Origin of the sequence: Paraburkholderia sp. BL9I2N2 (genome assembly GCF_004339745.1) — a bacterium.
In the GTDB taxonomy this organism is placed as follows: Bacteria; Pseudomonadota; Gammaproteobacteria; order Burkholderiales; family Burkholderiaceae; genus Paraburkholderia.
Window position 1 is genome coordinate 1,633,563 of record NZ_SMGP01000002.1, and the last position, 24,731, is coordinate 1,658,293.

At 64.2% G+C, this 24,731-nt stretch carries 15 protein-coding genes and 1 pseudogene; 5 read left to right on the top strand and 11 right to left on the bottom strand.

Annotation, left to right across the window (positions count from 1 at the left end):
- Positions 1 to 46: 46 nt before the first annotated feature.
- Positions 47 to 9,733: a non-ribosomal peptide synthetase gene (locus B0G74_RS29275; protein WP_132378777.1), complete on the bottom strand. Its 9,687-nt coding sequence runs from the start codon at positions 9,731 to 9,733 to the stop codon at positions 47 to 49.
- 281 nt (positions 9,734 to 10,014) lie between these two features.
- Between B0G74_RS29275 and B0G74_RS29280 the strand changes: the two genes are divergently transcribed.
- Positions 10,015 to 11,781, top strand: coding sequence for a cyclic peptide export ABC transporter (locus tag B0G74_RS29280; protein ID WP_132378779.1), 1,767 nt, complete (start codon positions 10,015 to 10,017; stop codon positions 11,779 to 11,781).
- 63 nt (positions 11,782 to 11,844) lie between these two features.
- On the opposite strand, the gene B0G74_RS29285 is transcribed toward B0G74_RS29280, so the two are convergent.
- The 7 genes from B0G74_RS29285 to B0G74_RS29315 form a co-directional block, all read right to left on the bottom strand.
- Positions 11,845 to 12,882, bottom strand: coding sequence for an iron-siderophore ABC transporter substrate-binding protein (locus tag B0G74_RS29285; RefSeq protein WP_132379480.1), 1,038 nt, complete (start codon positions 12,880 to 12,882; stop codon positions 11,845 to 11,847).
- A 68-nt stretch (positions 12,883 to 12,950) separates the two neighbouring features.
- The gene (gene fhuF / locus B0G74_RS29290) at positions 12,951 to 13,766 is read right to left on the bottom strand and encodes a siderophore-iron reductase FhuF (RefSeq protein ID WP_132378781.1); all 816 of its coding nucleotides are present in this window, start codon (positions 13,764 to 13,766) and stop codon (positions 12,951 to 12,953) included.
- Complete coding sequence (fhuB, locus tag B0G74_RS29295; RefSeq protein WP_132378783.1) at positions 13,766 to 15,871, bottom strand: Fe(3+)-hydroxamate ABC transporter permease FhuB; 2,106 nt, start codon at positions 15,869 to 15,871, stop codon at positions 13,766 to 13,768. Before fhuB ends, fhuF begins: the two co-directional genes overlap by 1 nt.
- On the bottom strand, positions 15,868 to 16,713 hold the full coding sequence (locus B0G74_RS29300) for an ABC transporter ATP-binding protein (RefSeq protein ID WP_132378785.1): 846 nt from the start codon (positions 16,711 to 16,713) through the stop codon (positions 15,868 to 15,870). Before B0G74_RS29300 ends, fhuB begins: the two co-directional genes overlap by 4 nt.
- Positions 16,710 to 17,732, bottom strand: coding sequence for a TauD/TfdA family dioxygenase (locus B0G74_RS29305; protein ID WP_132378787.1), 1,023 nt, complete (start codon positions 17,730 to 17,732; stop codon positions 16,710 to 16,712). The genes B0G74_RS29300 and B0G74_RS29305 overlap by 4 nt, the downstream gene beginning before the upstream one ends.
- Before the next feature lie 85 nt (positions 17,733 to 17,817).
- On the bottom strand, positions 17,818 to 18,057 hold the full coding sequence (locus B0G74_RS29310; RefSeq protein ID WP_132378789.1) for an MbtH family NRPS accessory protein: 240 nt from the start codon (positions 18,055 to 18,057) through the stop codon (positions 17,818 to 17,820).
- Between the two features lie 132 nt (positions 18,058 to 18,189).
- On the bottom strand, positions 18,190 to 18,861 hold the full coding sequence (locus B0G74_RS29315) for an RNA polymerase factor sigma-70 (protein ID WP_165923941.1): 672 nt from the start codon (positions 18,859 to 18,861) through the stop codon (positions 18,190 to 18,192).
- A 245-nt stretch (positions 18,862 to 19,106) separates the two neighbouring features.
- Between B0G74_RS29315 and B0G74_RS29320 the strand changes: the two are divergent.
- From B0G74_RS29320 to B0G74_RS29330, 3 genes and pseudogenes are all read left to right on the top strand, one after another.
- Positions 19,107 to 19,286, top strand: a pseudogene (locus tag B0G74_RS29320) (glycerol-3-phosphate responsive antiterminator); the annotation flags it as partial.
- A gap of 65 nt (positions 19,287 to 19,351) precedes the next feature.
- Positions 19,352 to 19,660, top strand: a complete 309-nt coding sequence (locus tag B0G74_RS29325) for a putative quinol monooxygenase (protein ID WP_132378793.1) — start codon at positions 19,352 to 19,354, stop codon at positions 19,658 to 19,660.
- Positions 19,660 to 20,820 carry an iron-containing alcohol dehydrogenase gene (locus B0G74_RS29330; protein ID WP_132379482.1) on the top strand — a complete coding sequence of 387 codons (1,161 nt, stop codon included), beginning with the start codon at positions 19,660 to 19,662 and terminating at the stop codon, positions 20,818 to 20,820. The genes B0G74_RS29325 and B0G74_RS29330 overlap by 1 nt, the downstream gene beginning before the upstream one ends.
- Positions 20,821 to 21,382: 562 nt before the next feature.
- Here B0G74_RS29330 and B0G74_RS29340 read toward each other — a convergent pair.
- Positions 21,383 to 22,783: a transposase gene (locus tag B0G74_RS29340; RefSeq protein WP_132378795.1), complete on the bottom strand. Its 1,401-nt coding sequence runs from the start codon at positions 22,781 to 22,783 to the stop codon at positions 21,383 to 21,385.
- A gap of 88 nt (positions 22,784 to 22,871) precedes the next feature.
- Here B0G74_RS29340 and B0G74_RS29345 point away from each other — a divergent pair, with 88 nt between their 5' ends.
- On the top strand, positions 22,872 to 23,195 hold the full coding sequence (locus tag B0G74_RS29345) for a hypothetical protein (RefSeq protein ID WP_132378797.1): 324 nt from the start codon (positions 22,872 to 22,874) through the stop codon (positions 23,193 to 23,195).
- 179 nt (positions 23,196 to 23,374) lie between these two features.
- On the opposite strand, the gene B0G74_RS29350 is transcribed toward B0G74_RS29345, so the two are convergent.
- Together B0G74_RS29350 and B0G74_RS29355 are read right to left on the bottom strand one after the other, a co-directional pair.
- Positions 23,375 to 23,794 carry a histidine kinase gene (locus tag B0G74_RS29350; protein ID WP_132378799.1) on the bottom strand — a complete coding sequence of 140 codons (420 nt, stop codon included), beginning with the start codon at positions 23,792 to 23,794 and terminating at the stop codon, positions 23,375 to 23,377.
- A 72-nt stretch (positions 23,795 to 23,866) separates the two neighbouring features.
- Entirely contained in the window at positions 23,867 to 24,652 is a 786-nt protein-coding gene (locus B0G74_RS29355) for a hypothetical protein (protein WP_132378801.1), read from the bottom strand.
- Between the last annotated feature and the right edge of the window lie 79 nt (positions 24,653 to 24,731).

Below are 24,731 nucleotides of genomic sequence, written 5' to 3' on the forward strand. Positions count from 1 at the left end.
TCGACGGATCGACGTGTTGGGCGGCGTATTGGGCGGCGAATTGGGCTTATTGCAGCTCGAATTCGTCGAGAAGTGCATCGATCGCGCTCGCGGTATCACCCGCGCCGTGTGCACCGCGCTCGGCAAGCGCGCGATCGATCGCGGCGGCACAGCGCTGCAAAGTGCGTTCGTCGAACAAGGTGCGCAGCGGCAGAATCAGCGTCCAGTGCAGATTCGCCTGCGCGTTGGCTTGTGTCGCGAGCAGCGAGTGACCGCCCAGCGCGAAGAAGTCGTCGTCGCGGCCAATCGTGTCGACACGCAGCACCCGTCTCCAGATCCCGGCGAGTTCACGCTCGGTCTCGGTGGCGGCCACGCAGACGGCGTTTTCCGGGGCCGTACCGCGCACGGGAGCCGGCAGCGCGTGACGGTCGCATTTGCCGTTCGGCGTGACCGGCAGTGCATCCATCGCGATCAGATACGAAGGCACCATGTATGACGGCAGTTGCGCGCGCAAATCATCGAGCAGCGCCTGCGTGTCGAGCGCGTTGTCCGCGCCGCGCGCCACGTAGCCAATCAATTGCTCGTCACGCACGATCACCACGGCGTCATGCACGCCCGGCGCCGCACGCAACAGCGCTTCGATTTCGCCGGGCTCGATGCGCTGGCCACGTAACTTCACCTGCGTATCCATGCGGCCGAGATAGTCGAGTGCTCCATCTGCGCGGCGGCGGGCGAGGTCGCCGGTTCGGTAAAGCCGCGCACCATGCGAGAACGGATCGGGAACGAAGCGTTCCGCCGTCAACGCAGCACGGCCAAGGTAACCGCGCGCCAGTCCGACGCCGCCCAGGTACAGTTCGCCGATCGCGCCTTGCGGCAGCGGTTGCAACGCCGCGTCGAGCACGTGCAGTTGCACGTTCGCAATCGGATGACCGATCGGCACGGACGCCGCGTCTGCATCACGCGCGCCGCATGTCCAGTGCGAAACGTCGATGGCGGCTTCAGTGGGGCCGTAGAGGTTGTAGAGCCGCGCGTGGGGCAATTGTTTTGCGACGCGAGCCACTAGTTCCGGCGCGAGCGCTTCGCCGCTGGCGACGATCCGCTCGACGCTCGCGCAGCGCACCGCGGCGTGAAAGTCTTCCAGATGAGCGACGAAGGCCGCGAGCATCGACGGCACGAAATGCAGCGTCGTGACACGGTGTGTTTCGATTGCCGCGACGAGGCGCGCCGGATCGCGATGGTCGCCGGGCGCCGCAATCGCGAGCTTCGCGCCGACGGCGAGCGGCCACACGAATTCCCACACCGACACGTCGAAACCGAACGGCGTCTTGTGCAACACGACATCGTTGGCATCGAGTCGATACGCGTCCTGCATCCACGCAATGCGGTTTGCCAGCGCGCGATGCGTATTGCCCGCGCCCTTCGGCTTGCCGGTCGAACCAGACGTGTAGATCAGGTAAGCAAGCTGATCGGGCGAGACTGCCACGGGAGCGCTGAGCGTAAAGTCGGCGCCGCGTAGTGCGTCGACGGTCAGGACTTTTGCGCGTGTGCTGTCGACCGCTGCCGCGAGGCGTTCCAGCAGATGCGGCTGTGTCAGCACGACTGCGGGCTTCGCGTCGCCGAGCAGATACGCGATGCGGTCCGCCGGATAGTCGGGATCGATGGGCAGATAAGCCGCGCCCGCTTTGAGCACGCCGATCAGCGCCACGACCATGTCGAACGATCGCTCGACGCACAGCGCCACCGCCGTGTCCGCGCGAACGCCGGCTTCGATGAGCGAGGCGGCGACGCGATCGGCGTTCGCATCGAGCTCGCCGTAGGTCATCTGCTGCGTGTGCCCTTGCGGGTCGACGAATTCGAGCGCGATAGCATCCGGCGACGCCAGCGCCTTCTGTTCGAACTGGCGATGCAGCGCCTGCTGTTGCGCGTGCGGCCACCCTTGCGTGGTCGAGTTGAAGCGGGCCAGCGTGGTCAGATCGTCGGCGGTGGAAATTGAAATCGTGCCGAGCGTTGCGTCCGGATCGGCAGTCAAGCCCGCAAGGCACGCGGCAAACACGCGATGCAATGTGGCGACGCGCGTCTCATCGAGTTGCGCGGCATCGTAGCCGTAGTCGATCGTGAGCGTGGCACCCGCTTCGATTACCAGCGTGAGCGCGAAATCCGTCGCTTCGATATTGCGCAACTCACGCAGCTTGAGCGCGCGCTCGTCGCGCCCTTGCCATGCTTCATCCACGGGATAGTTTTCGAACACGAGCAGCGTGTCGAACAATGCGCCACCGCCTTGGCCGGCCCATTGCTGGATTTCGTACAGCGGCGTATGTGCGTGCTCCGCAGCCGCGGCATTGTCACGCTGCAAATCGTGCAGCCATGCCGATGCGCGGCGTTGCGGCAGCGGTGCGGTAATCACCGGCAGTGTGTTGATGAAAAGACCGAGCACGGTGTCGACGTCCGGCAAGGCATCAGGACGGCCGGCGACGGTCGCGCCGAAAGCGACGGCAGTGTGATGCGTCATCCGCTGCAAGGCGAGCGCCCATGCACCCTGCACCATCGTGTTGACCGTGACCTTCAGACGGCGCGCGGTGTCGGTGAGACGTGCCATCGTCGCCGCGTCAAGCGACTCACGCCGCGTGAAATGCTGCGGCTCGCGGTGGCTCGCGGATTCACGTTCGGCAACCAGCGTCGGTTCTTCGAGCAATGCAAGACGTTGCAACCAGAAGGCGCGCTCGCTTTCTGAGTCGCGCGCGGCCAGCCACGCGATGAAGTCGCGATAGCGCGTCTTCGCGGGCGCCGCGAAGGGTTGCGGACGCGACGGCTCGATATAGTCGCGCAGCACGTCGGCAAAGAAACGCGCCGTGCTCCAGCCGTCGAGCAGCAAATGGTGACGCGTCCAGACGAGACGCCACGCGTCGTCCGTGATGCGGATCAGCGCGACGCGCATCAACGGCGGCGAGGTCAGATCGAAACCGCGCGCACGGTCGGCGCTGAGCCAGCTTTCGAATGCATCATGCGCATCCGCACCGCGCTCGCGCCAATCGAGAATCTCCACCGGCATGCGCGCCTGGCGATGCACGAACTGCATCGGCGTCGCTTCGACCGGCGTGAAGCTCGTGCGCAGAATGTCGTGGCGCGGCACGGCGGCTTCGAATGCCGCGCGCAGGCGTTCCACGTCCGGCTCGATCAACGTCGCGACCAGTTGATTCACATAGGTCGATTGCTCCGGCGCGAACAGCGAATGGAACAGAATGCCGTGCTGCATCGGCGAAAGCGGATAGATGTCGTCGATGGTGCGCAAGTCGAGCGGCACGCGCTCCAGCGCGGCCTGCGTCAAACCGCCCGCGCGCGCGAGCGGATAGTCGCCTGGCGTTGCGCCACCGCCGCGTTGCGCAAGACGCGCCGCACATGCGGCGGTCAAGTCCGCGAGCGCACTTTCGAAGCGCTGCGCGATGGCTTCCACCGTGGCGCGCTCGAATTGCGTCGCGCCGTAGACCCAATGGACTTTGAGCGTGCGCGTGGCGTCGCCGTCGATATAGGCGTGGATCGCCAACGCATTGCCGATCGGCCCCGCTAGATCACGCTCGCAGCCCGCGCCGCCGAAACGCGGCACGAGCGCCGCATCGCGCGGCGCGTCGAACTGGCCGAGATAGTTGAAGGTCACATGCGGGCGCGGCACGGCCGCGAGCGCGGCGCGCGTCGCCGTGTCGCCGTAGTGGCGCAGCACGCCAAAGCCGAGGCCTTTGTTCGGCACCGCGCGCAGTGTGTCCTTGACCGCGCTGAGCGTGGCCACCGGCGTGCTTTCAAGCGTGAACTGCACCGGATAGTGACTCGTGAGCCAGCCGGGCGTACGGCTGACGTCGACGTCGTCGAACAAAGCCTCGCGGCCGTGGCCTTCGAGTTCGATACGGCACACAGGCATATCGAGCGATTGCGCCAGCGCCGCGATCAGCAGTTCGATCATCTGCGTACGGTAAGCGGCATTCGCTTCCGTCAACGCGGCCCGCGTCAGATCGGCGTCGATGGTCTGGATCACGGATTGCGCGTCGGCGTTGCTCGCCTTGGCTTGCGGACGGTCGAGCGGCAGATCGTCGTACGGCGCGGCGAGCGCGGTCCAGTACGGCAGTTCGGCGGCAAACGGAGAGTTCGTGATGTCGAGCGCGGCGCGTGCCAACCGTGCCGCCCATTCCTGCGCACTCGTTCCCGTCGATGCGAGTCGCACGCTGCGGCGCTCGCAAGCGGCGCGATAGGCGGCGTCGAGATCATCCAGCAGCACACGCCACGACACGCCGTCGACGATGATGTGGTGGATCGCCAGATAGAGCTTCGTCGTGCCGTCGGGCAGCAGCGCGGCCAATGCGCAGACGAGCGGGCCGTGCGTCAGATCGAGCGTGCTTTGCAATGCGTCGAATTGGGCTAGCGCGTCGGCTTCGTCGCGTGCGGAAACTGCGGCGAGCGGCAGTGTTTCGAATGCGCGCTCGGCCAAAGTCAGTCGCCATTCGCCTTGCGCACCAACCGGTGTGAAACGCTGGCGGAAAATTTCGTGGTGTGTCAGCAGCGTTTCGAATGCGCGCGCGAAAGCGTCGAAGTCAAAAGGCGCTTGCGTGTCGAGTTCGATGGATTGATTCCAGTGGCCACGCCGCGGAATCTCCAGTGCAAAGAAACGCAGTTGCGCAGGTGTGAGCGCGGCGGACTGCTCAAGTTTGGACGGTGCGGCTTGCGCCTTCGATGCGCCCGGTGCAGCCTGTTGTGCAGCAACATCCACCGTCGTCGCGACACGCGCGAGTTGCGCGAGCGTGGGCGCATCGAACAGTTGCTTCGGCGTAAAGCGCACGCCGCGCTTGCGCGAACGGGCGATCACCTTCAACACCAGAATCGAATCGCCGCCCAGCTCGAAGAAGTTGTCGTCGCGGCCTACGCGTTCGGCTTTGAGCACGTCCATCCAGACGGCGGCGAGGACTTCTTCCGTTGCGCCTTGCGGCGCATCGCCCGTGGCCACCAGCGGCGCCGGTGCAGCCGCCAGCGCCCGCAATGCCGCGCGGTCCACCTTGCCGTTGGCGGTCACAGGCAAGGTGGCGACACGCTGCAACACGGCCGGCACCATGTAGTCCGGCAAACGGGCGCTCAATGCCGCGCGTAATGCGGCTTCGTCGAAGCGCGCACCGCTCGTCAACGTGACGAACGATGCCAAACGCAAACGCCCTTCATGCTCGACAGCAAGTGTTTCGGCTTGAGCGATGCCGTCGAGTGCGCGCAGTGCCGCACTGACCTCGCCAGGTTCGACGCGGTAGCCGCGAATCTTTACCTGATCGTCCAGCCGGCCCAGAAAATCCAGACGATGATCTGCGCGCAGTCTCACGCGGTCGCCCGTTCGGTAAAGACGCTCGCCCGGCGCGAATGGATTCGGTACGAAACGCTCGGCGGTCGCGGCGGCGCGATTCAGATAGCCGCGCGCCAAACCCGGTCCGCCGAGATACAACTCGCCGATTGCGCCCGGCGGCACGCTCGCGCCGTGGCTGTCGAGCACACAGGCATAGGCGTTCGGCAATGGCAGCCCGAGCGGCACGGCGTGCGCGCTCAGCGCATGCACTGCGGCTTGCGCTGACGAAGACGTGTCGCACGTCAACGCGCCCACCGTTGCTTCGGTCGGGCCATAGTGATTGATGACGCGGCAGGCCGGCTTGATTACCGCGATTCGCTCGACCAGCGACCAAGGCAGCGTTTCGCCGCCTGTCACCAGCGCATGCGCGGGCAGCACATCGGCCGGATGTTGCGCGTCGAGCAGCGCGTGCAGGTGACTCGGCACGATCTTGAGAATGCCGACGTTGCGCGTGCGCATTTCGTACGCGAAGCGATCGGGATCGAACGCGCATTGCGCAGGCAGCAGATGCAGCGTGCGGCCCGAGCACAGCGCGCCGAATAGCGTCGTATGGCCGAGGTCGGCAGCGACGGTGGAGACCATTGCCATGGATGCGTTGGCGGCGAATGCGAGTTCGTCCAGCATGCCCTCGACGTAGTCGGCCAGTGCGCCATGCGAGATGACCACGCCTTTCGGCGTGCCGGTCGAGCCCGAGGTGAAGATCAGGTAGGCGGCTTGATTCGCCAACGGGGGCGTGTGCGATGCGGTTGCGGTCGTGTCACCCACGCTCGCCGACGATGACGCTTGCGTGAGCGTATCGAAATCGAGCGCGGTCGCTGCGCCTACAGTCGTGACGTCTTTACTTGTTGTCAGGATCCACCGCGCGCCACACGCCTGAACCGAAGCCGTCAGACGCTCATGCGGCGCGGCAGGATCGAGCGGTACGACGTACGCACCGGACTTCATCACGCCAATCAGCGCGGCGGCAAAGCGCACCGACCGTTCGATACACACGGCCACCGGTTGCTCTGCACTTACCCCACGCTCCCGCAAAGCGAACGCGATACGGTTCGACGCTGCGTCGACTTGGGCATACGTCAGCTGCGTATCGGCATCCGCGAGCGCCACGCGATGCGGTGTTTCACGCGCATGCCGCGCGAACAGCGCGAGCACGTTGTCAGCCGCCGGCTTCAACTCGCGGCCACGCCGCGCGGCGCGATAGTCGGCGCTATCCGCGCAGTCCAGTTCGGCAATCGCACGCTGCGGATCGCGCACGGCATCGGCGACGAGCGCGGCGTAACTGTGCAGCCATGCATGCGCAGTCCGTTCGTCGATACCGTCGAGCGCATAAGCGACGACAAGCTCGATGCCACGCGGGTCGTCCGTGAAATCGAGCGCGTAGTCGAAGCGGGCGGCGAGGTCCAGCCCCGGCGACATGCGCACCGAAGCGCCAGGCAATTCAGCCGACAGTTCCAGATCGAACTGCTGCGCGAACTTGACCTTCAGCCAGGCATCGCCGCGCCGCATCGGCGGCTTGACGGCGTCGAGCACCTGATCGAACGGTACATCCTGATGCGCGAACGCATCGAACGCGGAACGGCGTACACCGTCGAGCAACGCAGCGAACGATTGGTCCGGCGCCACGCGCGCGCGCAGCGCAAGCGTGTTGAGGAAAAGACCTACCAGCGGCGCAGTCTCCGCCCGCTGCCGATGCGCGATCGGCGCGGCCACGACGACATCGGTCGCGCCGGTCAATCGGTAAAGCCAGGCGTCGAAGGCGGCAAGCAGCACCGTGAACGGCGATGCCTGCGCGCGTCGCGCCGTTTCGCGCACGGCTTCGGATAGCGCCACGGGCAAACGCAGCGTGAGGCGGCCCCCGCGATAGTCGTGCTCCGGCGAGCGCGGCCGGTCTAGCGGCAGTGCTAGAGCTTCGGGCGCGTCGCGCAATGCGTCGCGCCAGTACGCCAGTTGCCTTTCGCCTTCGCCGGCCGCGAGCCAGTCGCGTTGCCATTGCGCGTAGTCGGCGTACTGCACCGTCAGCGCGGGCAATTGCGGCTCGTTTCCCGTCGCGAAAGCGGCGTAGGCGGCGCGCAGTTCTCCGAACGCACAGCGCGAACTCCAGCCGTCGCTGATCGAATGATGCGCGGTCAACAGGAAGCGCTGCGTGTCGTCAGTGAGCGTAACGAGCGCGGCCCGCACCAGCGGACCTTTCGACAGATCGAAAGGTCCGCTGACATGCTGTTCCGTGAACGCCACCAGGCGCGATGCACGCTCGGCGTCGCCGGCGCCGCGCAAGTCGATTTGCGCAATCGCAACCGGTAAGCGGGCATGAATGCGTTGCACGACGATGCCGTCGTCGGACTCGACCAGCGTCGTTCGCCACGCCTGATGACGCGCGATCAAACAATCGAGCGCGCGTTGCAGCGTGCCGATATCGAGTGCGCCTTGCACATCCCATTGCACGGCAACGTGATAAGCCGCGCCGGCGTCCTGTGTTTGCGCGAGCACCCAGAACCGCTGTTGAGCGAACGACGCGGCACGATCCATGAACGGCGCATCGGCGGTCCGCACCACAGTGATGGCATGCGAACCCATCGACGTTTCAGTCTCGCTGGCATCGATCAGACGGGCCAGCGCTTCGAGCGGTTGATCGTCGAACAACGCGTCGAGCCGTAGATTCACGCGCCATTCGATGCGGATCGCCGCCTGCAACTGCATCGCTGCTAGCGAATCGCCGCCACGTGCGAAGAAGCGGTCGTCGCAGCCGATCGGCGCAGGGTCGTTCAACAGGCTTTGCCAAAGCGTGGCGAGGCGCGTTTCAGTGGCGGTTCGAGGCGCGACGTGATTCGCATCGACGACAGCCGGCATCGTGGCAATGAAGTCGCGCAACGCGGCACGATCGAGCTTGCCGTTCAACGTATACGGCAGGCGCTCGAAGCGCACCAAACGATGCGGCATCCACGCCTGCGGCAAATGCGCGGCGAGATGCGCTTGCAGCGCGGCATCGTCGAGTGTGTCTTGCAGCACGACGCATGCGATCAGTTGCGTTCGGCCATGAGCAGATTCGGCCAGCACACTCGCGTCGGCCACTGCCGGATGCGTCAGCAGACAAGCCGCGATCTCGCCGGGTTCGACGCGCACGCCGCGCACCTGAACCTGATCGTCGATGCGGCCGAGATAATCGAACGAGCCGTCCGCGCGTTCACGCGCGAGGTCGCCGGTGCGGTAAATCCGTTCGCCCGGTTCGCCAGTCGGATCCGGCAGAAAACGTTCAGCCGTCAGTGCGGCGCGGCCGTGATAGCCGCGCGCGAGACACACGCCGCCGAGCAGCAGTTCGCCGCTTTCGCCTTGCTGCGCCGCGCCGTCGATGCGCGCCACGCGTCGCCCGATCGGCCAACCGATCGGCAGCGAAGCAAAACCATTGCCGTCCTCGAGTGCCGGTGTCATGCCCGGATCGACGGGCCACAACATCGGCGAGATCACCGCCTCGGTCGGTCCATAGCCGTTGACGAGACGCACCGACGGGAACACGCGGCGAATCTCGTCGAAACTGTCTTGCGACATCGCTTCGCCGCCGAACAGCAGCGTGCGCAGCGAAGGCGGCACGCCGAGGCGCTCGCAAACGTTCGCGAACTCGCGCACATAAGCGGGCGGCAGCGTCGTATTGGTGACGCCTTCACGCAGCATGAACGCATGCGTGGTTTCCGGCGCGAACGGCGGTGGATCACTGATCACCACGCTGCCGCCGACGGCAAGCGGTACTAACCACGCTTCGATCGAGACGTCGAAATTGACCGATGCGAAATGCAGCACGCGGTCATTGGCACCGATCGGCAACGAGTCAGCGAGCGCTTCACCGTGCGCGGCAAGCGGCCCGTGTTCGACGGCCACGGCTTTCGGCGTGCCGGTCGACCCCGACGTGTAGATCATGTAGGCCGCCGCGCGCGGATGCACCGGCGTGTCTTCTGCATCGCCGTCGAAACGAGGCGCCGCCACATCTGTCGCAGCAGCGCTTGCAACGTCGAAGCATTGCGTGAAACGCGCACGCATCGCCGCATCCGCGGACCCGTCGACGATGCCGTGCACGAGCCCCGCATCCCGCGCGACCCAATCGAGGCGCGCCGCCGGATGACGCGGATCGAGCGCGACGAACACGCCGCCCGCCTTCAATACAGCGAGCAATGCGACGAACAGATCGCAGGAACGCGCGACGCAAACACCCACGCGCACTTCAGTCGTCACACCCGCCGCGCGCAGTCTTGCGGCAAGGCGCGCCGCGCGACTGTCCAGTTCGCCGCGCGTCAGCCGCACGGTATGCGGCGTGAAGGACGCCAGCGCGGGCGCATCGGGATCGATGCGCGCCATGGCGCGGATCTGGTGGTGCAACGCAATCGGGAAGCTCGTCATGGGCATGAAATCCGTTAGAACTGGCCGCATAGGCCAAGTCGCAGGCCGCAATGGGCCGCTTCATTGGTGTGACGATCCGCGATCGCAAATCTTTACCGCGTGCGTTGTTTTTATTTGGACTGCATCTTTTTGACGTGGCAGAGGAACGCGCACGGTAAATGTTTGCTTCGCCCATTCGTCTATCAGGCGAGGGGCGTGTCTTTGCGCCCCGCTGAATGGCCACATGCCCGCATGCGCCGCCATTCGCCGATCCATTTGCGACCCACTGCGACACATTGCCGATGACCGCTGCCAACGAGCGCTACGACGCGCCACCCTCGTCTGCTTCACCTCCCTCCAACCCTGCGGGCAAACCCGCCATGCGCCTGATCGTGGCGCTGCTCAAGCGCTCTCGCGGTTCCTTCGCGATCGCCTTGACGGCCTGCGTGCTGAACGGCATCGCCAGCGTGCTGCTCGTGGCGACACTTAGCCGCGCGCTCTCACAACCGGGCGCCGCCGATATGTCGCTCGCGATGCGCTTCGCGTTGTGCGCGGTCGTCGCGCTCGTCACGCGCGTGATCACCGGCGTGCTGTTCGCGCGCCTCTCGCAGGACACGATGGCGCAGTTGCGCGAACACGTCGCGCGGCGCGTCGCCGAAGCCGAGTTGCGCGATGTCGAACGTATCGGCGCGGCGCCCGTGCAGTCCGTACTGACCGACGACGCCACCAACGTGTCGATGCTGTTCTTCGCGCTGCCCAATCTGGTGATGCATGGCTCGATCGTGTTCGGCTGCCTCGGTTATCTGGCGTGGCTGTCGTGGCCGGTCTGCCTGCTCGCGGTGGCCGCGATCCTGGTCGGCTCGCTCGGCTATCACGCCGGCGACAAACGCGCGATCGCCTCGCTCGAAGCCGCGGGCCGCTCGCAGGACAAACTGTTCGGCTATCTCGGCGCGCTCTTCACCGGCGCGAAGGAACTGAAGCTGCATCAGGCGCGTTCGCGTCAGTTCGTGGACGGCCAACTCGGCTCGGCCATCGACGAAGTGCGCGACCATCGGCGTAAGGCGTTCAGCGCCTATGCGGTCGGGGTCGGCTGGATCGTGTTCCTGTTTTATGTGTTTCTGGGCGTCGCCGCGTTCTGGCCGGCACTCGGCGTGCACGCCGATGCGCCGTCGGCATCGGGCTACGTGGTGGTGTTCCTGTTCATGCTGCTGCCGCTGGACGGTCTGCTCAACAACGTGCCGACGCTGAATGCGGCGCGCGTCTCGCTCGATCGCATCGAGAAGGTGATGGGCGAATTCGGCGCGCTGCGCACCTCGCCGCCGCCCGATGAAAACGCTTCGCACGCGCCGTATCGCACGCTCACGCTCAGCAATGTCACGCACTCGTACTTTCATGAACGCGACGAGCGGATGTTCCGCGTCGGGCCGGTCAATCTGACCTTCAGGCCCGGCGAGCTGGTGTTCATCGTGGGCGGCAACGGCAGCGGCAAGACGACGCTCGCGAAAGTGCTGACCGGTCTCTATGAACCCGAAGACGGTACGATCGAACTGGACGGCAAGCCGGTCGGCTTAGCTGAACGCGCCGCCTATCGTCAGCGCTTCACGGCCGTGTTCAACGATTTCCATCTGTTCGACGCGCTGCTCGGCATCGTCGATCCGAACGACGCCTCGCGCGCGCAGGCGGATGCCCGTGCCAACGCGCTGGTCGCGAAGCTCGCGCTCGATCACAAGGTACAGGTGGTGAACGGTGCGTTCTCTACGCGAGCGCTTTCCACTGGCCAGCGCAAACGCCTGGCGTTGGTGGTCGCGTATCTGGAAGACCGGCCGTTCTATCTGTTCGACGAATGGGCCGCGGATCAGGACCCGCAGTTCAAAGCGGTGTTCTATGAACAACTGCTGCCGGAACTGCGCTCGCGCGGTAAGACCGTGCTGGTGATCAGCCATGATGACCGGTACTTCCATCTCGCGGATCGGGTGTTGAAGCTGGAGAATGGCAGTATCGTCAGTGAGACGCATGGTTCGGCACAAGCGGTGCTGAAGCCGGCGGTGGCCAACGGTACGATGGGATGATGAGGTGAATAGACTTGCTGGACGCCATTGTTCAGGCGCTCAGCAAGTCTCAATAGAAGCCGCTTATTTCTTCACTGCGGGTGGCGGCAACGACAACAACGTATCAGTCATCGTATCCGCAAGCCGCAGCGCCGACATCGGCCCACCAAAGCCCCAGATATTCCTCTCGACCAGCCCAACGCGCCCCGCGCTGCGAGCCGGCACGAAACGCCAGATCGGCGAATCGAGTTTGGTGGCAAGCGGAACATCCGTTTCAGTCGCGCTGACGAACAGCACGGTCAGCTTCGGCTTCTTCAATAGATCTTCCGAACTCACGTACGCCGTGCCTTCGCGAGTCGCTTCGGCGGGCCACAAGTTGAGCCCGAGCTCATGCGCGACGCCCGCCGCCGTGCTGTTGCCGGTGAATGCCCAGTAACGGTCCGGCAAGCCCAATTCCTGCAACCACGCGACCTGTTCGCCACGACGGCCTGCGTCGGCGAGACGCTGCGCGTCGCGGGCGAAACCTGCGTCGACCTTGGCTTCGACGGCGCGCGCCGCCTCCTCGCGTCCCGTGAGACAGCCGATGGTGCGCAAAATCTTGCGGCCCCAATCGAGCTGCGTGACGCGGGCGCCGTCTTCGCTAAAGTTCGGGCCGTACTTGAACAGTACGGTCGGCGCGATGCGTTCGAGTGCCGCAAAAATCGGTGCATGTCGCAAACCGACGCCGAGGATCAGATCCGGTTTGGCCGCGGCAATCGCCTCGAGACTCGGCTCCTGCCGCGTGCCGATATCGGGCACCGTCGCCAGACGTGCGTTGTCGTAGCCGATCCATACCGGGTAATACTCGGGATCGGCCATGCCCACCGGCGTGATGCCGACCGCCGCGAGGTCTTCGGCGAACATGAATTCGAGGACGACGATGCGCTTCGGCTGTGCGGGCAGCGACGGACTCGCTTGCGAGACGATCGGGTTGTCGGCGAGCGGTGTACAGGTTTGCTGCTGCGCTTGTGCGGTGTTCGGGTGAACTGGATGACTCGTGCCCGCTGAAGGCGCGACGCTGCCACTGCCTTGCGCATGCGCAGACGAGTTGGAGAACAGCGTGGCCGCCACCGCAACACTTATGCAAAGTCGCCTGAAACAGGGGGTTTTCTTCGTGCGGCGCGGCCACGGCGCCGACGGCGTCATTGGTGTCAATGCGAAGCGGCCTGCAATGCGATTTCCGCATCGCTCATCGTCAATAGCAGGGGGCAGCGTCCACACAGTTGCGTCTCTCCAGGAATTTCATAACGTACGCAGCACACGCGCCGTGCGCTGAACGGGTTTGGCAAACTCGCAGCGCGCGGTTTTGCAAGGCGCACCGGCAGACGCAGCGGATTGGCCTCGCCATCGGCAGCGATTGGACCGAACAGCCACGCGATGTCGTCGGTCAGATCGAGCTGCGGCGCGCATTGTTCGAACAGGTAGTCCAGCAGATTGCCCGCGTTGCTCCACAAGACGCGCGGCGCGATTCTGGTCATTGCGCACAGCGTCTGGATCACCGCATTGAGATGCTCGACGAGCGGCGCGTAACGGCGTGACGGGTCGCACTCAACCGGCTGCAATGCGCCGTGCTCGAAATACGCGGCGATAGGCAAGCCGTCGCGCAGCACGATATGGGTTTTATCCGGCGACATCGCAAGCGGCCGGCGCAGCAATGCTGCCGCAACGAATCCAGCCGTCGCCGCAAAACCGAAGTAGTACTTGGTCCATTGCGACAACAACGCGCGTGCATGCGTTTCGCGCTCGCCGCCGTAGAGCGTGACCATCGCATCGAGCAATTCGGCGCGATGCTCCGCCAGTTCGCTGACGCGGGCCACCTTCAGCGAGCCGGCGTGATCGTTAGCCGACGCGGGCTCCTCACTCGCGTTTGGCGTGCCGAGCCATACATGCTCGAGATAATGCGCGATCGACTCCGGCGCGAAGCCTGCGAAGCACTGCGCGCGCTTGTCGTGATCAGGTTGCCGCATCACCGTTTGCCCCGCTTCTCGCGCCGAGCCTCCACGATCAGCAGCGCAAGCAGATAAGGCGCGCCGATCAGCGCAGTCAATACGCCGGCGGGAATTTCGCGCGGCGCCAGCAGCGTGCGCGCCGCGATATCGGCCACGACCAGCACCAGCGCGCCGCACGCCGCCGCGAGCCACAAGCGCGTGCGATGAGCACGCGCGCCGAGCATCGACGCCAGATGCGGCGCCATCAAACCGATAAAGCCCACCGGCCCCACCGCGGCCACCGCCGCGCACGCCGCCAGCGTCGCCACGGTCAGCACCAGCGGACGCAGCACGCCGATCGGCAAGCCCAGCGACGCGGCCTGGTCGTCGCCCAATGCAAGCAGATCGAGCGGCCGCGCGAGCAGCGCGAACACCGGCAGGGCCAGCACGCACCACGGCAGCAGCGTCGTCACTTCGCCCCAACTGCGTCCATACGTGCCGCCGACCAGCCACACGACGAAGCGCGCCGGCTGCACGCTTTGCTGCGTGATGAGCCATTGCGACAGCGTCGTCCACAGCGTGCCGATAACGATGCCCGTGAGCGCGACCGCGAGCGGCGCATAGCGATGCCGGCGATTCAGCAAGAGCGTCAAGGCCAGCGTGACGCCGCCACCCGCGAGCGAAGCGGCGGCCAGCGTCGAATGTGCGGCAAGCGGCCACATCACGAGCGCCGCAAGCGTCGCGAGGCCTGCGCCTTGCGTCACGCCCAGCACTTCAGGTCCGGCCAGCGGATTGCGCACGATGCTTTGCATCAGCACCCCGCTCGCGGCAAGCAACGCGCCCGCCAGCAATGCGCAGATGAGGCGCGGCAAACGCAGATCGAGCAACATCCTCGCGAGCTCGTCGCGGTGATCGAACGCGGCGAGCCAGCGCGGCACGCCGATCGTCGTGGGGCCGAACGATGCGCCCGCGCACACGAGCACGATGCCGAGCAGCGCCAGCACGCTTGCGGTCAGCGGCCACGGCCACGCATCGACCATGCGTACGAAGCGCGTGGCGCGCACGACGGCACGCTCCTGACCGGCATGCAGTGCGCCCGACCACGCGGCGCCGCTGCGGATCATCGCGAGCATCAACGGCGTGCCGACGAAGGCAATCGCCACGCCGGTCGAGAGGGTCGCATCGAGATCGAGCGCCTGCACGGCGCTGTCGGTGACGAGCACCAGCGCGCCGCCGACCAATGCGGACAAGGGCACGAGCGCGGCGAGCCGTGACGATTTCGCGCCGCGCATCTGACGCAGCAGATTGGGTGCGATCAGGCCGACATACGAGAGCGGTCCCGCGACACTCACCGCGACGCTAGCGAAGCCCACCGCCACCAGCATCGCCGCTAGCCGCGTCGCGTCCACGCGAACGCCGGCCGCCGCTGCCGCGTCATCGCCGAGGGCGAGCGGATCGAGTGGACGAATCACAAAGGGCAAGGCAATCAGCGGCAGCACGAGCCACGACGCGGCGATCTTCAAACCCGTCGCGCCAGGTTGATAAAGACTGCCGCTCGCCCACAACGACACGCCGACGATGCTCTGCTCGAAGAACGCGAGAATCAGCGTGGTCAGCGCGGAGAACAACAGCATGCACACGCTGCCGGCGAGCACGAGCCGCAACGGCGTCGCGCGCCAGCCGCCTGCCGCCGCGGCCACGCACACGGCGGCGCCGAGACCGCACACGAACAGCAGCGGCACGGACGCCACGCCGGCCAGCGACGGCACCAGCATCGCCGCGAGCAAGCCCAGTTGCGCGCCGCCGGTGATGCCGAGCAGATCGGGCGAAGCCAAGGGGTTGCGCGTGAGCGATTGAAACAGTGTGCCGGCCACCGCGAGGCAGCCGCCCGCCACCAACGCCGCCAGAATGCGCGGCACGTTCAGGTCGAACAACAGGATGCCGGCGAGTTGCGCGGCGTCGCTGCCCGTGGGCGCGGCAAGCCAGGTGCGAAAACCGGGCGCAAGCCGCATCGCGGCCACGACGACGATCAACGCAATGAGCGCGGCGCCGATGGTCGTGACGCGGCTTTTCACAGGCGCACGATAGCTGTCCATCACCGGCGTGCTACGTCGCAGGCGTTTGCGTGCTGCAAGCGTCGTCATGCGGCGAGGTCCTTGCTCGTGGCTTCTTCGCGAAGCGAAGCCGCGTCGCCTTCATACGCCGGCACGCACATCGGCGCGCCCGTTTGCGGGTGCGCGATCTTGAGCATCGGCACGCTGAAGGTCTCATTCAGATGACGCGGGTCGAGCATCGCATCGGGCGAGCCTTGCGCGACGATGCGGCCGGCGCGCATCAACACGATTTCGTCGCTGTAGGCCGCCGCCTGGTTCAGGTCGTGCAGCACCCACACGATCGTGAGGCCGCGCTCGCGATTCAGGCGCCGCAACTCGCGCAGAATGTCCAGTTGATGATGGATGTCGAGATACGTAGTCGGCTCGTCGAGCAACACGATCGGCGCCTGTTGCGCGAGCGCCATCGCGATCCACGCGCGTTGCCGTTCGCCGCCCGAGAGCGCGGCGACGTCGCGCGCGGCGTCGTCGGCGAGACCGCTGGTGGCGAGCGCTTCGTCGATCGCCGCGTGGTCGGCGCGCGAGAGTCCGCGCAGCCAGCCGCCGTGCGCGTATCGTCCGTACGCGACCAGTTCGCGCACGGTGAGGCCGGACGGGATTTGGTTGAACTGCGCGAGCATGGTGAGCGTGCGTGCCAATACGCGGCGCCGGTGCGAAGCGAGCGGCACGCCGTTGACGTCGACGCTGCCGGACAGTGCCGGTTGCAAGCCGGCTAGCGTGCGCAGCAGCGTGCTTTTGCCGCAGCCGTTCGGTCCGCACAATGCCGTGACGCGGCCGGCCGCAATGTTCAGGTTCAGACCGTGGAGCACGACGTGATCGCGGTAGCCGACCGTCAGCGAATGCGCCGCAAGCGCCGCGCCCTGCGATTTCGTCATGGCGCGGCCGTCCGTTTTTCGCCCTCGGCCTCGCTGTAGCTTCGTGCCATCGCGACCACGACCTTGCGCGGCCCTTCGAACGGATCGCGCGCATGCGCGGTCAACATGTTGTCGAGCATCAGCACGTCGCCGGTCAGCCACGGGAACACAATCCGCTGCTGATCGAGCACGCCGCGGATTTCGGCGAGCGCGTCCGCTTCAAGCGGTTCACCGTCGCCGTAATAGACATTGCGCGGCACGTTTTCGAGGCCGACCGAATCGATCAGCGCTTCCTGCATGTCTTCATCGAGCGACGAAAGGTGGAACAGATTCGCCTGGTTGAACCAGACATGTTCACCGGTGCCAGGATGGCGCGCTACCGCCTGGCAGCGCTCGCGCGTGCGCAACAGCAGTTCGCCGTCTTCGCTGTCGCGCCACTCGCATGCAATGCCGCGCGCACGGCAAATCCGCTCGACCGTGCGCGGGTCGTCCGAACCGAACGCTTGTTCCCACGGCAGATCCAGCCCTTGCCCGAAGTTGCGCACGTAGAGCAGTTCACGCTTCGTAAAGCGCTGGACCAGCGCCGGATCGAGCGCGCGGTAGATCGCGCGGCTATCGGCGATCGGCGTCGCGCCGCCGGTGCGCGCGGCAAGCGCGCAGTGGAACCAGATACGCAACGGCCATTCACGCGTATACGACTGCTCGTTATGTAAAGGAATCGAGCGATGCGGCGGATATTCCGTCGACGTGTACACCGCGCCTTCCACCTGGCTGCGCGGCGTCGACGCGAACTCATAACCGATCAGCGGATGCCCGAACGAGCCCGCGAAACGTTGGAACGCGTCGATCGAAGCTACGCGAAAACCGGTGAACAGCACGCCGCCCGCGCGTTCGAGCGTGTCGTCGACGATCGCATGCAAGAGCGGCGCCGCTTCCTCCAATGAAATCTCCGCGCCCGCGCGCGGCGAGACGACAGTCGGCAAGCCCGGCTCGATCGACAAATCGGCGAGCGTGGGCAGCGGCATCGAAAGCATGGTCATACTCTGAATCCTTTTGCTGAAGCGGCGTGGCTGGGCGCATGCCCGAGCCCGCCGGATTGCACTGCGCGCGCGTTAGGTCGACGCGTTAGGCCGCCGCGTCCATGTGCCGGCGCAGGCTGGCTGGACGCATGTCGGTCCACACGGTCTCGATGTGCGCGAGGCACTCGGCCTTCTGGCCGCGCACGCCCACTTCGCGCCAGCCGGGCGGCACGTCGCGGAACGTCGGCCAGATCGAGTACTGCTCTTCGTCGTTGATGACGACGGTGTAGACGAGGTCGTCCGCCTCGCTGGCTGCCGCGTTGGAGGTCTGCTGTGCTTGCGTCATGATGAAAGGCTCAGTCGATGAAAGGTCAGGAAGCGCCTGGACAGACAGCGCACTGGCATGTCCCGGCACGGCGGCGCCGGCATTCGCTCGCGCGCCGCTTCTATTCAGTTGACGTTTGGCGCGCGCGCTTTTTTACCGCCGGCGCGCGCGGCCGCTGCAGAACGCGGGGCCGGCCACGCCGCGATTGCAGGCGTCGAGGCAATCGGCGCAATGCTTCTCGGCGTCGCGCACCATGAAATGCACCAGCGTCTGCGAGACGTCGAGGGCGCGCGCCGTGCTTTGCAGCGTTTCCTCGCGCAGGCGCACCATTTCGAAGGCGGCGCGGCTGCGCGGCGGCAGCTGCTCGAGCGCGTTGTACACGTGCCGCAGCGTGTCGCGCACGAGCAGCGCCGCTTCCGGCGAAGGTTCCGGCGACGGCACGTGCAGGCCGTCGTCCTCGTCGGCGTGATAGGTGTTTTCGAGGCTCTGGCGGCGAAAGGCATCGATCGACGCATTGCGCACCATGCGCGTCACGTACGCGACCGGTTGACGCACCGCGTCCTGATCCGGAAAGTCGACCAGCTTGATGAAAACGTCGTGCACCACGTCTTCCGCCAGACTCGCGCAACCCACGAAGCCGCGCGCCAGATTGACGAGCATCGGGCGGTTGTCGATCAGCACGTCGAGCAGCGTGCCCTTCTCCCAATCAACCGGACGCGCATGGCTGCGCGCACGCCGCGAAACGGGTGGACAGGCGCCTCCAGCGTTGAGAACCGATATCGGCATCGCTGTTGAAGCCTCTCGCCGGACGAGCACCTCAGCCATAGATTCGCTCCGTTTTCTCAAAAGGACAGGGCGTCAATCTAACGTAAACGCGAATCATTCTCAATCAAGAATTGGAATAACCTTACAATTTCCAATAGCTTTGTCTGATGATTCCAAATGCATAAGGGTGGCCGACCGATGTTTTCCGCTACGGGCAAGCAGGCGTGAAACTGTATAGGCATCCGTACTATTGACGGTGAAGCGTGTCGTTCGAAACAGCCGCGTAATCGCAGCGCGTCGACACATTGGAGCAAAGCGACCCGAATCTGGTACAACTGATGCCTGCGCCCATGCTCTCGCATCTGTCGAAGCAGGACCCCAAGGCCCTGCCGCCGATCGTCACGTCGGGTTTCGTCTGCAATAAGGGCGACGTGTTCGATGCGTTGAAGAACGGCGCCGCCGCGGTCTCGACCCGCGACAGCTAGTCATGGAATCTGGACCCTGAAGTTGACGCTGAAACGTTGAAGTATCCATCCTGTTGGAGTGACTGATGGCCAATGCTTACCTGCAGGTGATCGCGCATTATTTCGCCAAACCCGGCAACGGCGACGCGATCGTGAAGCTCCTTACCGAACTCGCCGCGGCAACCCGGAAAGAGCCGAAAAACCTTTACTACAAATTCTTCCGCTCGCCGCTGGAGCCTGACCACTTCGTGATTCTCGAAAAGTACAGCGACGCCGACGGTCTCGCCGATCATCGCGAAACCGAGCATTTCCAGCGACTCGGCTTCGGCACCATCATTCCGCTGCTCGACCGGCGCGAAGTCGAAAGCCATATGGTGCCCGGAGACGCGCCATGATGAACGCATTCCGGTTTCAAACGGTGCCGACGCTCGTCGTCGAGCTCGGTGCGGCGCGCCGTCTCGGCGCTTTGTTGCGTGCGCAATTTCCGACGCTGGCGCGTCTGTGCGTCGTCACGGATGGTTTTCTGCACACGAGCGGGTTGCTGAATCCGGCGCTCGCCGACCTCGCGGCGCACGGTTGGGACACCACCGTGATCGACGACGTGATCGCCGATCCGCCCGAACACATCGTGCTCGAAGCGACGTCGCGTGCACGGACTGCCGGCGCGGAGATCGTGCTGGGGCTCGGCGGCGGCTCGTCGATGGATGTGGCGAAGCTGATCGCCGTGCTCGCGCCGCAGCAACAGCAGGCGCTCAGCGAGATGTACGGCGTCAACAAGATCACGGTAGCGCGTCTGCCGCTCGTGCAGATGCCGACCACCGCGGGCACCGGCTCTGAAGTCACGGCCGTGTCGATCGTGACGGTGGGCGAAGCGAAGAAGATGGGGGTGGTTGCGCCGCAACTGATCGCGGACCTGGCAGTGCTCGACGCTGAACTCACGCTTGGCCTGCCCGTTGCGGCGACCGCGGCGACCGGCGTCGATGCCATGGTGCATGCCATCGAGGCGTACACGTCCGCGCATCTGAAGAATCCGGTCTCCGACATGCTTGCGGTGAAGGCGCTCGACCTGTTGTCGCGCAATCTGCTGCCCGCCTGCGAAAACGGCCGGAACCGCGACGCGCGAGAAGCGATGCTGCTCGGTGCAACCTTCGCGGGCCAGGCGTTTGCGAATTCACCGGTTGCCGCGGTGCATGCGCTCGCGTATCCGATCGGCGGCATTTATCACGTGCCGCATGGTCTTTCGAACGCGCTCGTGTTGCCGCATGTATTGCGCTTCAACGCGGAAGCGGCGGCGCCGTTGTACGCGGAACTCGCCGAGGTGGTCGTGCCGGGTTTGACCGGCAGTGATGAAAGCAAGACGCAAGCGTTGATCGAACGGCTCGAACAGATGGTTGCCGCGACGGCGATTCCGGCGCGTCTGCGTGATGTCGGCATCGAACAAAGCGGGCTCGAGCGGATGGCGAGCGACGCGATGTTGCAGACGAGGTTGCTGGTGAATAACCCGCGGCCGGTTAGCGAGGCGGATGCGCTGGCGATTTATACGTCTGCGTTTTGAGGCTGGTTTGCGTTGTGCTGCGCTGTTGGTGGTGAGGTGACAAACCAGCAGATCATGCAGCGCAACAAGCGCACCTCAGATTGAACAAACCGCGCGACGACCCGGCTTGTGTCGGGTTTTCCTTGCGTCGATCAGCGTCGGAAACCTTGACCGACGAATTGTGAGTTTGTAGGATGATGACCGCCGCTTTCGGACAAACACCACCTAACGGACTCTGTCCACGCGCGACATAAGAACCAAAGCGACTACTCAATGGCGAGGTCATCGGGGTTATGGCATGACAATGGATGAAGACATCGCGCACGTGGCGCGTGTGATGGTGCCGTCGCTGAGCGCATTTCGCGGTGAGCCCGTGCTACAGCCGGCATATTGGCGAAGACGCCTGCATCGCATACAGAACGAATTCCGGTTGACCGAAACGCAAGCCTCGCAGATCCAGCATTTGCTTAGGGATCTGGATAGCTCAAGAGTGCCGAGTTTTCAGGGATGAACAGGGTCAGAGCTTATGCCCTGCAGGGTAAGCGCTCGCCGTGAGCATCACTCGTTTGGCCTGGTTTTTGTACTATGCGGCCGCAGAGAACATTTCAAATGTTTCGGTATCCTGCCTTTCCATGATGAATTTTGCGAAGATGTGGCTCCCAGCGTTGTTCACGAGAAATTCGGGAAGGCTTTGCCGTAGGGCATGAGCGACGACCAGTTCCGATGGAGGGATCCCGGGGCGGATGGTGCGCAGCCACGATCCAAAGGAGTTCCAGACGTGCGAAGGGAACGCCACTGCCAGATAGTTTTGCAGTCCCTGACAGATGATGGCGGCCTGGATAAAGACGTGATACGCGTGGATCTTGCGCTTGACCGCGTTGCGGTACTCGAGCGACTCGCGATGAAGGTATTGATCGCCGCTTCTGCGGGTAAGCGGCTTCATGTCCTGCATCCAGAAGTGATACGCGAATGCGCCGATCCGATGTACCGCCTGTTTGAAGCTGAGCTCGATCTTGAATCGCAACCCATACAGCCGGATAATCTCGATCGGATCCAGGGTCACGTCGGTACACATCAACAGGCAGGTCCCCCTGCGAGGGTGAATCACGACGACGAAGCGAACGACCCGTGCGCACGGCCGCCACAGCAGATCCATGACGCGATACTGGATGGTGACGTTCTCCTCGCCATAGACCGGGCTGGGAGCGCATTGGACATCCCTCGGATCGTCCAGCAGCGATTTGAGTTTGATCTTCTCACCATAGAGCTTGGGGCGGCCTCGTTTGCGCGGTCCCTGTTCCTCATACTGCTCATAGGCGACGGCAGTGGACTTCACACGTGTGACCAGATGGTTGCCCTTGTCGCACAGGCCATTGACGATCTTGCCGGCAGCGTAGTAGGCATCGGCAACGAAGTAGAACGGATCCTTGACAGAGACGATCCCCAGCAACGCGATCATCCTGTCGAGTAAGGTGCGCCGATCGCGGTTGGACCAAACCAGCCCTTCATGAATGCGCGTGGCCAACGGTACCGCGATGACGCTCCTGTCGGCCTGCACGAGCACGTTGATCTGCTGCATGGAGTGTCCCATGATGAACTCGGGCTTGGTGTTGGAGTCCGACTCCTGATGAAGCCGCTTGACAGCAGGCATCTTCTTGCCACTCTTTGCCACCTTGATGCCGTCACCCACCAGGACGCGTCGGCCATTGACGCGTACCGGGTCAGGAAACAGGCGCAGTACCGCCTGAGTCCACAGCGCCGAGAGCCGATCGAGCTGCACGGCGTCGCTATGCAAGCTCTGACATAGCTTGTTATACAGGGCCGGTCGAAGTTTGAGTGCCCGCACGATGCTGGTCACGCCCAGCAATTCGGTACGTACGGTCAAGCCAGCGACCACAGTCGCGAACCACATGAAGCTGCGCAGGCGAGAGAACGCTGCACGCAGCATCGAGATTGCTTTCCACCATTGCATCCAGAGCATCATCAACATCCTAATTATTATGGACTACTATTTATAACATGCGTAGCCATACGAATCACGCAGAAATAGCCTTATTCAAGTAGAAAACCGCATGGAGACGATGAAGGCGAAGCTCGATACGATTGATGAAATGCAGGCGTGGATCACGCAGTTTTCGACGCATGGACCGGGCCAGCCGAAGCGGGCCGTACTGGGATACGACGGGAGCCACCAGATCGGAAACGACAAATACTTCACCGCGCTGGCCAGGGAATTGGCTGGTTTGAGTATTGAGCAAAGGCGCCCGAAGATGACACTGGTGCGCGCGGGCAATCAGGCGGGCCGGATCGGGTCAACGGGAAGTGGTTCGGCGCTCACGGGCGTCATGGAGAGACCGACAAAAAGCGCCGAGAACTCGGCACTCTCAAGTGGATAGCTTTGAGGCGAAAAATGGCGCGAAGAAAAAGCCGATCGGCACTCAGATTCGGGCGCCTTGGATACCGCGGTAATGAAGTGCGTGTGCTAACGGGCACACTTAGCGCTTTTCCCACCTAACGATGCAGAATTGATCCGCTGTCCAACTGATCAATTGCGCAAGCGTGCGCCGTTCTCGCATCAGACTTTACCGCTCATGCGGTCCATCACCGCCAGCAGATCGGCGAGCGACTGTTTGCATTCCGTTGCATTCGGCGTGCTGGCGCGCAAGGCGCTCAACGCGCGATCTATTGCTTTGTCGACCGTATGCCAATCCGTAGCTGCGCGTGGCTTCAGCGACGGTTCGGCGTCGTCCCATGCGAGTTCGAGATCCTTGATGCGCGCCTTACCACCCGCCAGATCGCCTTTCTCGACCAGCGCTGCGGTGTCCGCTGCGATCTTGCGGAACGGTGCGAGATCGCCGAGCTTCGACACTTTGACCGGCTCCGCGGCTTCGGCTGACAATAGACTCACACGGCCCGCATCGATATGACCAAAGCTGATCGCGGAGAGCGCGATAAACGAAGCGATAGCGGCTTTGCCAAGAGCACGTTGATTCATGATGGTGATCTTCCGTTTGATTCGGTACGGGATTGAAAGGGACTACGTGGCAACTCGACGAGCGGCACCCGTTCAAGGTTCATGTGCGGCGCTCGGGCGCACCGTACGCTGTTCGGCCACACTGGCGACAATCACCAGCACGACAATTGCGCTCAGGAATAGCGCGCTCGTGTTGATGGTGCCAAGGCCGAAGCCGCCGTACGCGCGCGACTGCGACAGCATGTCGCCGAGGGAGGCGCCCAGCGGCCGCGTCAGAATGTAGGCCAGCCAGAATGTCAGTACCGGATTACCGCCGGCGTAATAGATCGAACTCACCAGAACAATCAGCGCGCCGAACGCCATCACACCGATCACGAAGCCGAGCCCTAGCGCTTCGGTCGCGAGATCGCCAGCCGCCGTGCCCAACGCGAACGTGACCAACACTGCGGCCCAATAGAAAAACTCTCTGCGCGTCGTATAAATGGTGTGAATCGAGAGCGTGCGTTCGCTGCGAAACCAGAGCGCGAAAACCAGAGCGAGCGCCAGGCCGAATACGATCGTGCTGACATACAGACTGACACCGAGCTTGTCGGTCAGTGCGTCGGTGATCTGCGTGCCGACCACACTGACCAGAACCACGGTCAGCCAATAGATCCACGGCACATATTTGTTCATACGGAGTTGCATGGCCAGCGCGGCGAGCAGTAGCACAGCCATAATCGCGTCCGTCAACGCGGTGCCAAGACCCATGTGAACGGCCAGATAATCAGCCCCGGTCTCGCCGACCGTGGTCGCGAGAATCTTGATCGCCCAGAAAATGAGCGTAGCCTCCGGCACTTTGTTGTTCGCCAGAACAACCCGATAGTTCGACGTTTCCATCACGCTGGTTCTCCGTTTTTATTAGCACGGGGTTCGAAGTTTCGAACACGCGCGCGCCTATTCAGCCAGTACGCCGAAT

Coding starts and splice junctions, on each gene's coding strand:
- B0G74_RS29305 (WP_132378787.1), bottom strand. CDS start 17,732: ATGACCATGCTTTCGATGCCGCTGCCCACGCTCGCCGATTTGTCGATC.
- B0G74_RS29310 (WP_132378789.1), bottom strand. CDS start 18,057: ATGACGCAAGCACAGCAGACCTCCAACGCGGCAGCCAGCGAGGCGGAC.
- B0G74_RS29325 (WP_132378793.1), top strand. CDS start 19,352: ATGGCCAATGCTTACCTGCAGGTGATCGCGCATTATTTCGCCAAACCC.
- B0G74_RS29340 (WP_132378795.1), bottom strand. CDS start 22,783: ATGATGCTCTGGATGCAATGGTGGAAAGCAATCTCGATGCTGCGTGCA.
- fhuB (WP_132378783.1), bottom strand. CDS start 15,871: ATGACGACGCTTGCAGCACGCAAACGCCTGCGACGTAGCACGCCGGTG.
- B0G74_RS29315 (WP_165923941.1), bottom strand. CDS start 18,861: ATGGCTGAGGTGCTCGTCCGGCGAGAGGCTTCAACAGCGATGCCGATA.
- B0G74_RS29345 (WP_132378797.1), top strand. CDS start 22,872: ATGGAGACGATGAAGGCGAAGCTCGATACGATTGATGAAATGCAGGCG.
- B0G74_RS29275 (WP_132378777.1), bottom strand. CDS start 9,733: ATGACGAGCTTCCCGATTGCGTTGCACCACCAGATCCGCGCCATGGCG.
- B0G74_RS29330 (WP_132379482.1), top strand. CDS start 19,660: ATGAACGCATTCCGGTTTCAAACGGTGCCGACGCTCGTCGTCGAGCTC.
- B0G74_RS29280 (WP_132378779.1), top strand. CDS start 10,015: ATGACCGCTGCCAACGAGCGCTACGACGCGCCACCCTCGTCTGCTTCA.
- fhuF (WP_132378781.1), bottom strand. CDS start 13,766: ATGCGGCAACCTGATCACGACAAGCGCGCGCAGTGCTTCGCAGGCTTC.
- B0G74_RS29355 (WP_132378801.1), bottom strand. CDS start 24,652: ATGGAAACGTCGAACTATCGGGTTGTTCTGGCGAACAACAAAGTGCCG.
- B0G74_RS29350 (WP_132378799.1), bottom strand. CDS start 23,794: ATGAATCAACGTGCTCTTGGCAAAGCCGCTATCGCTTCGTTTATCGCG.
- B0G74_RS29300 (WP_132378785.1), bottom strand. CDS start 16,713: ATGACGAAATCGCAGGGCGCGGCGCTTGCGGCGCATTCGCTGACGGTC.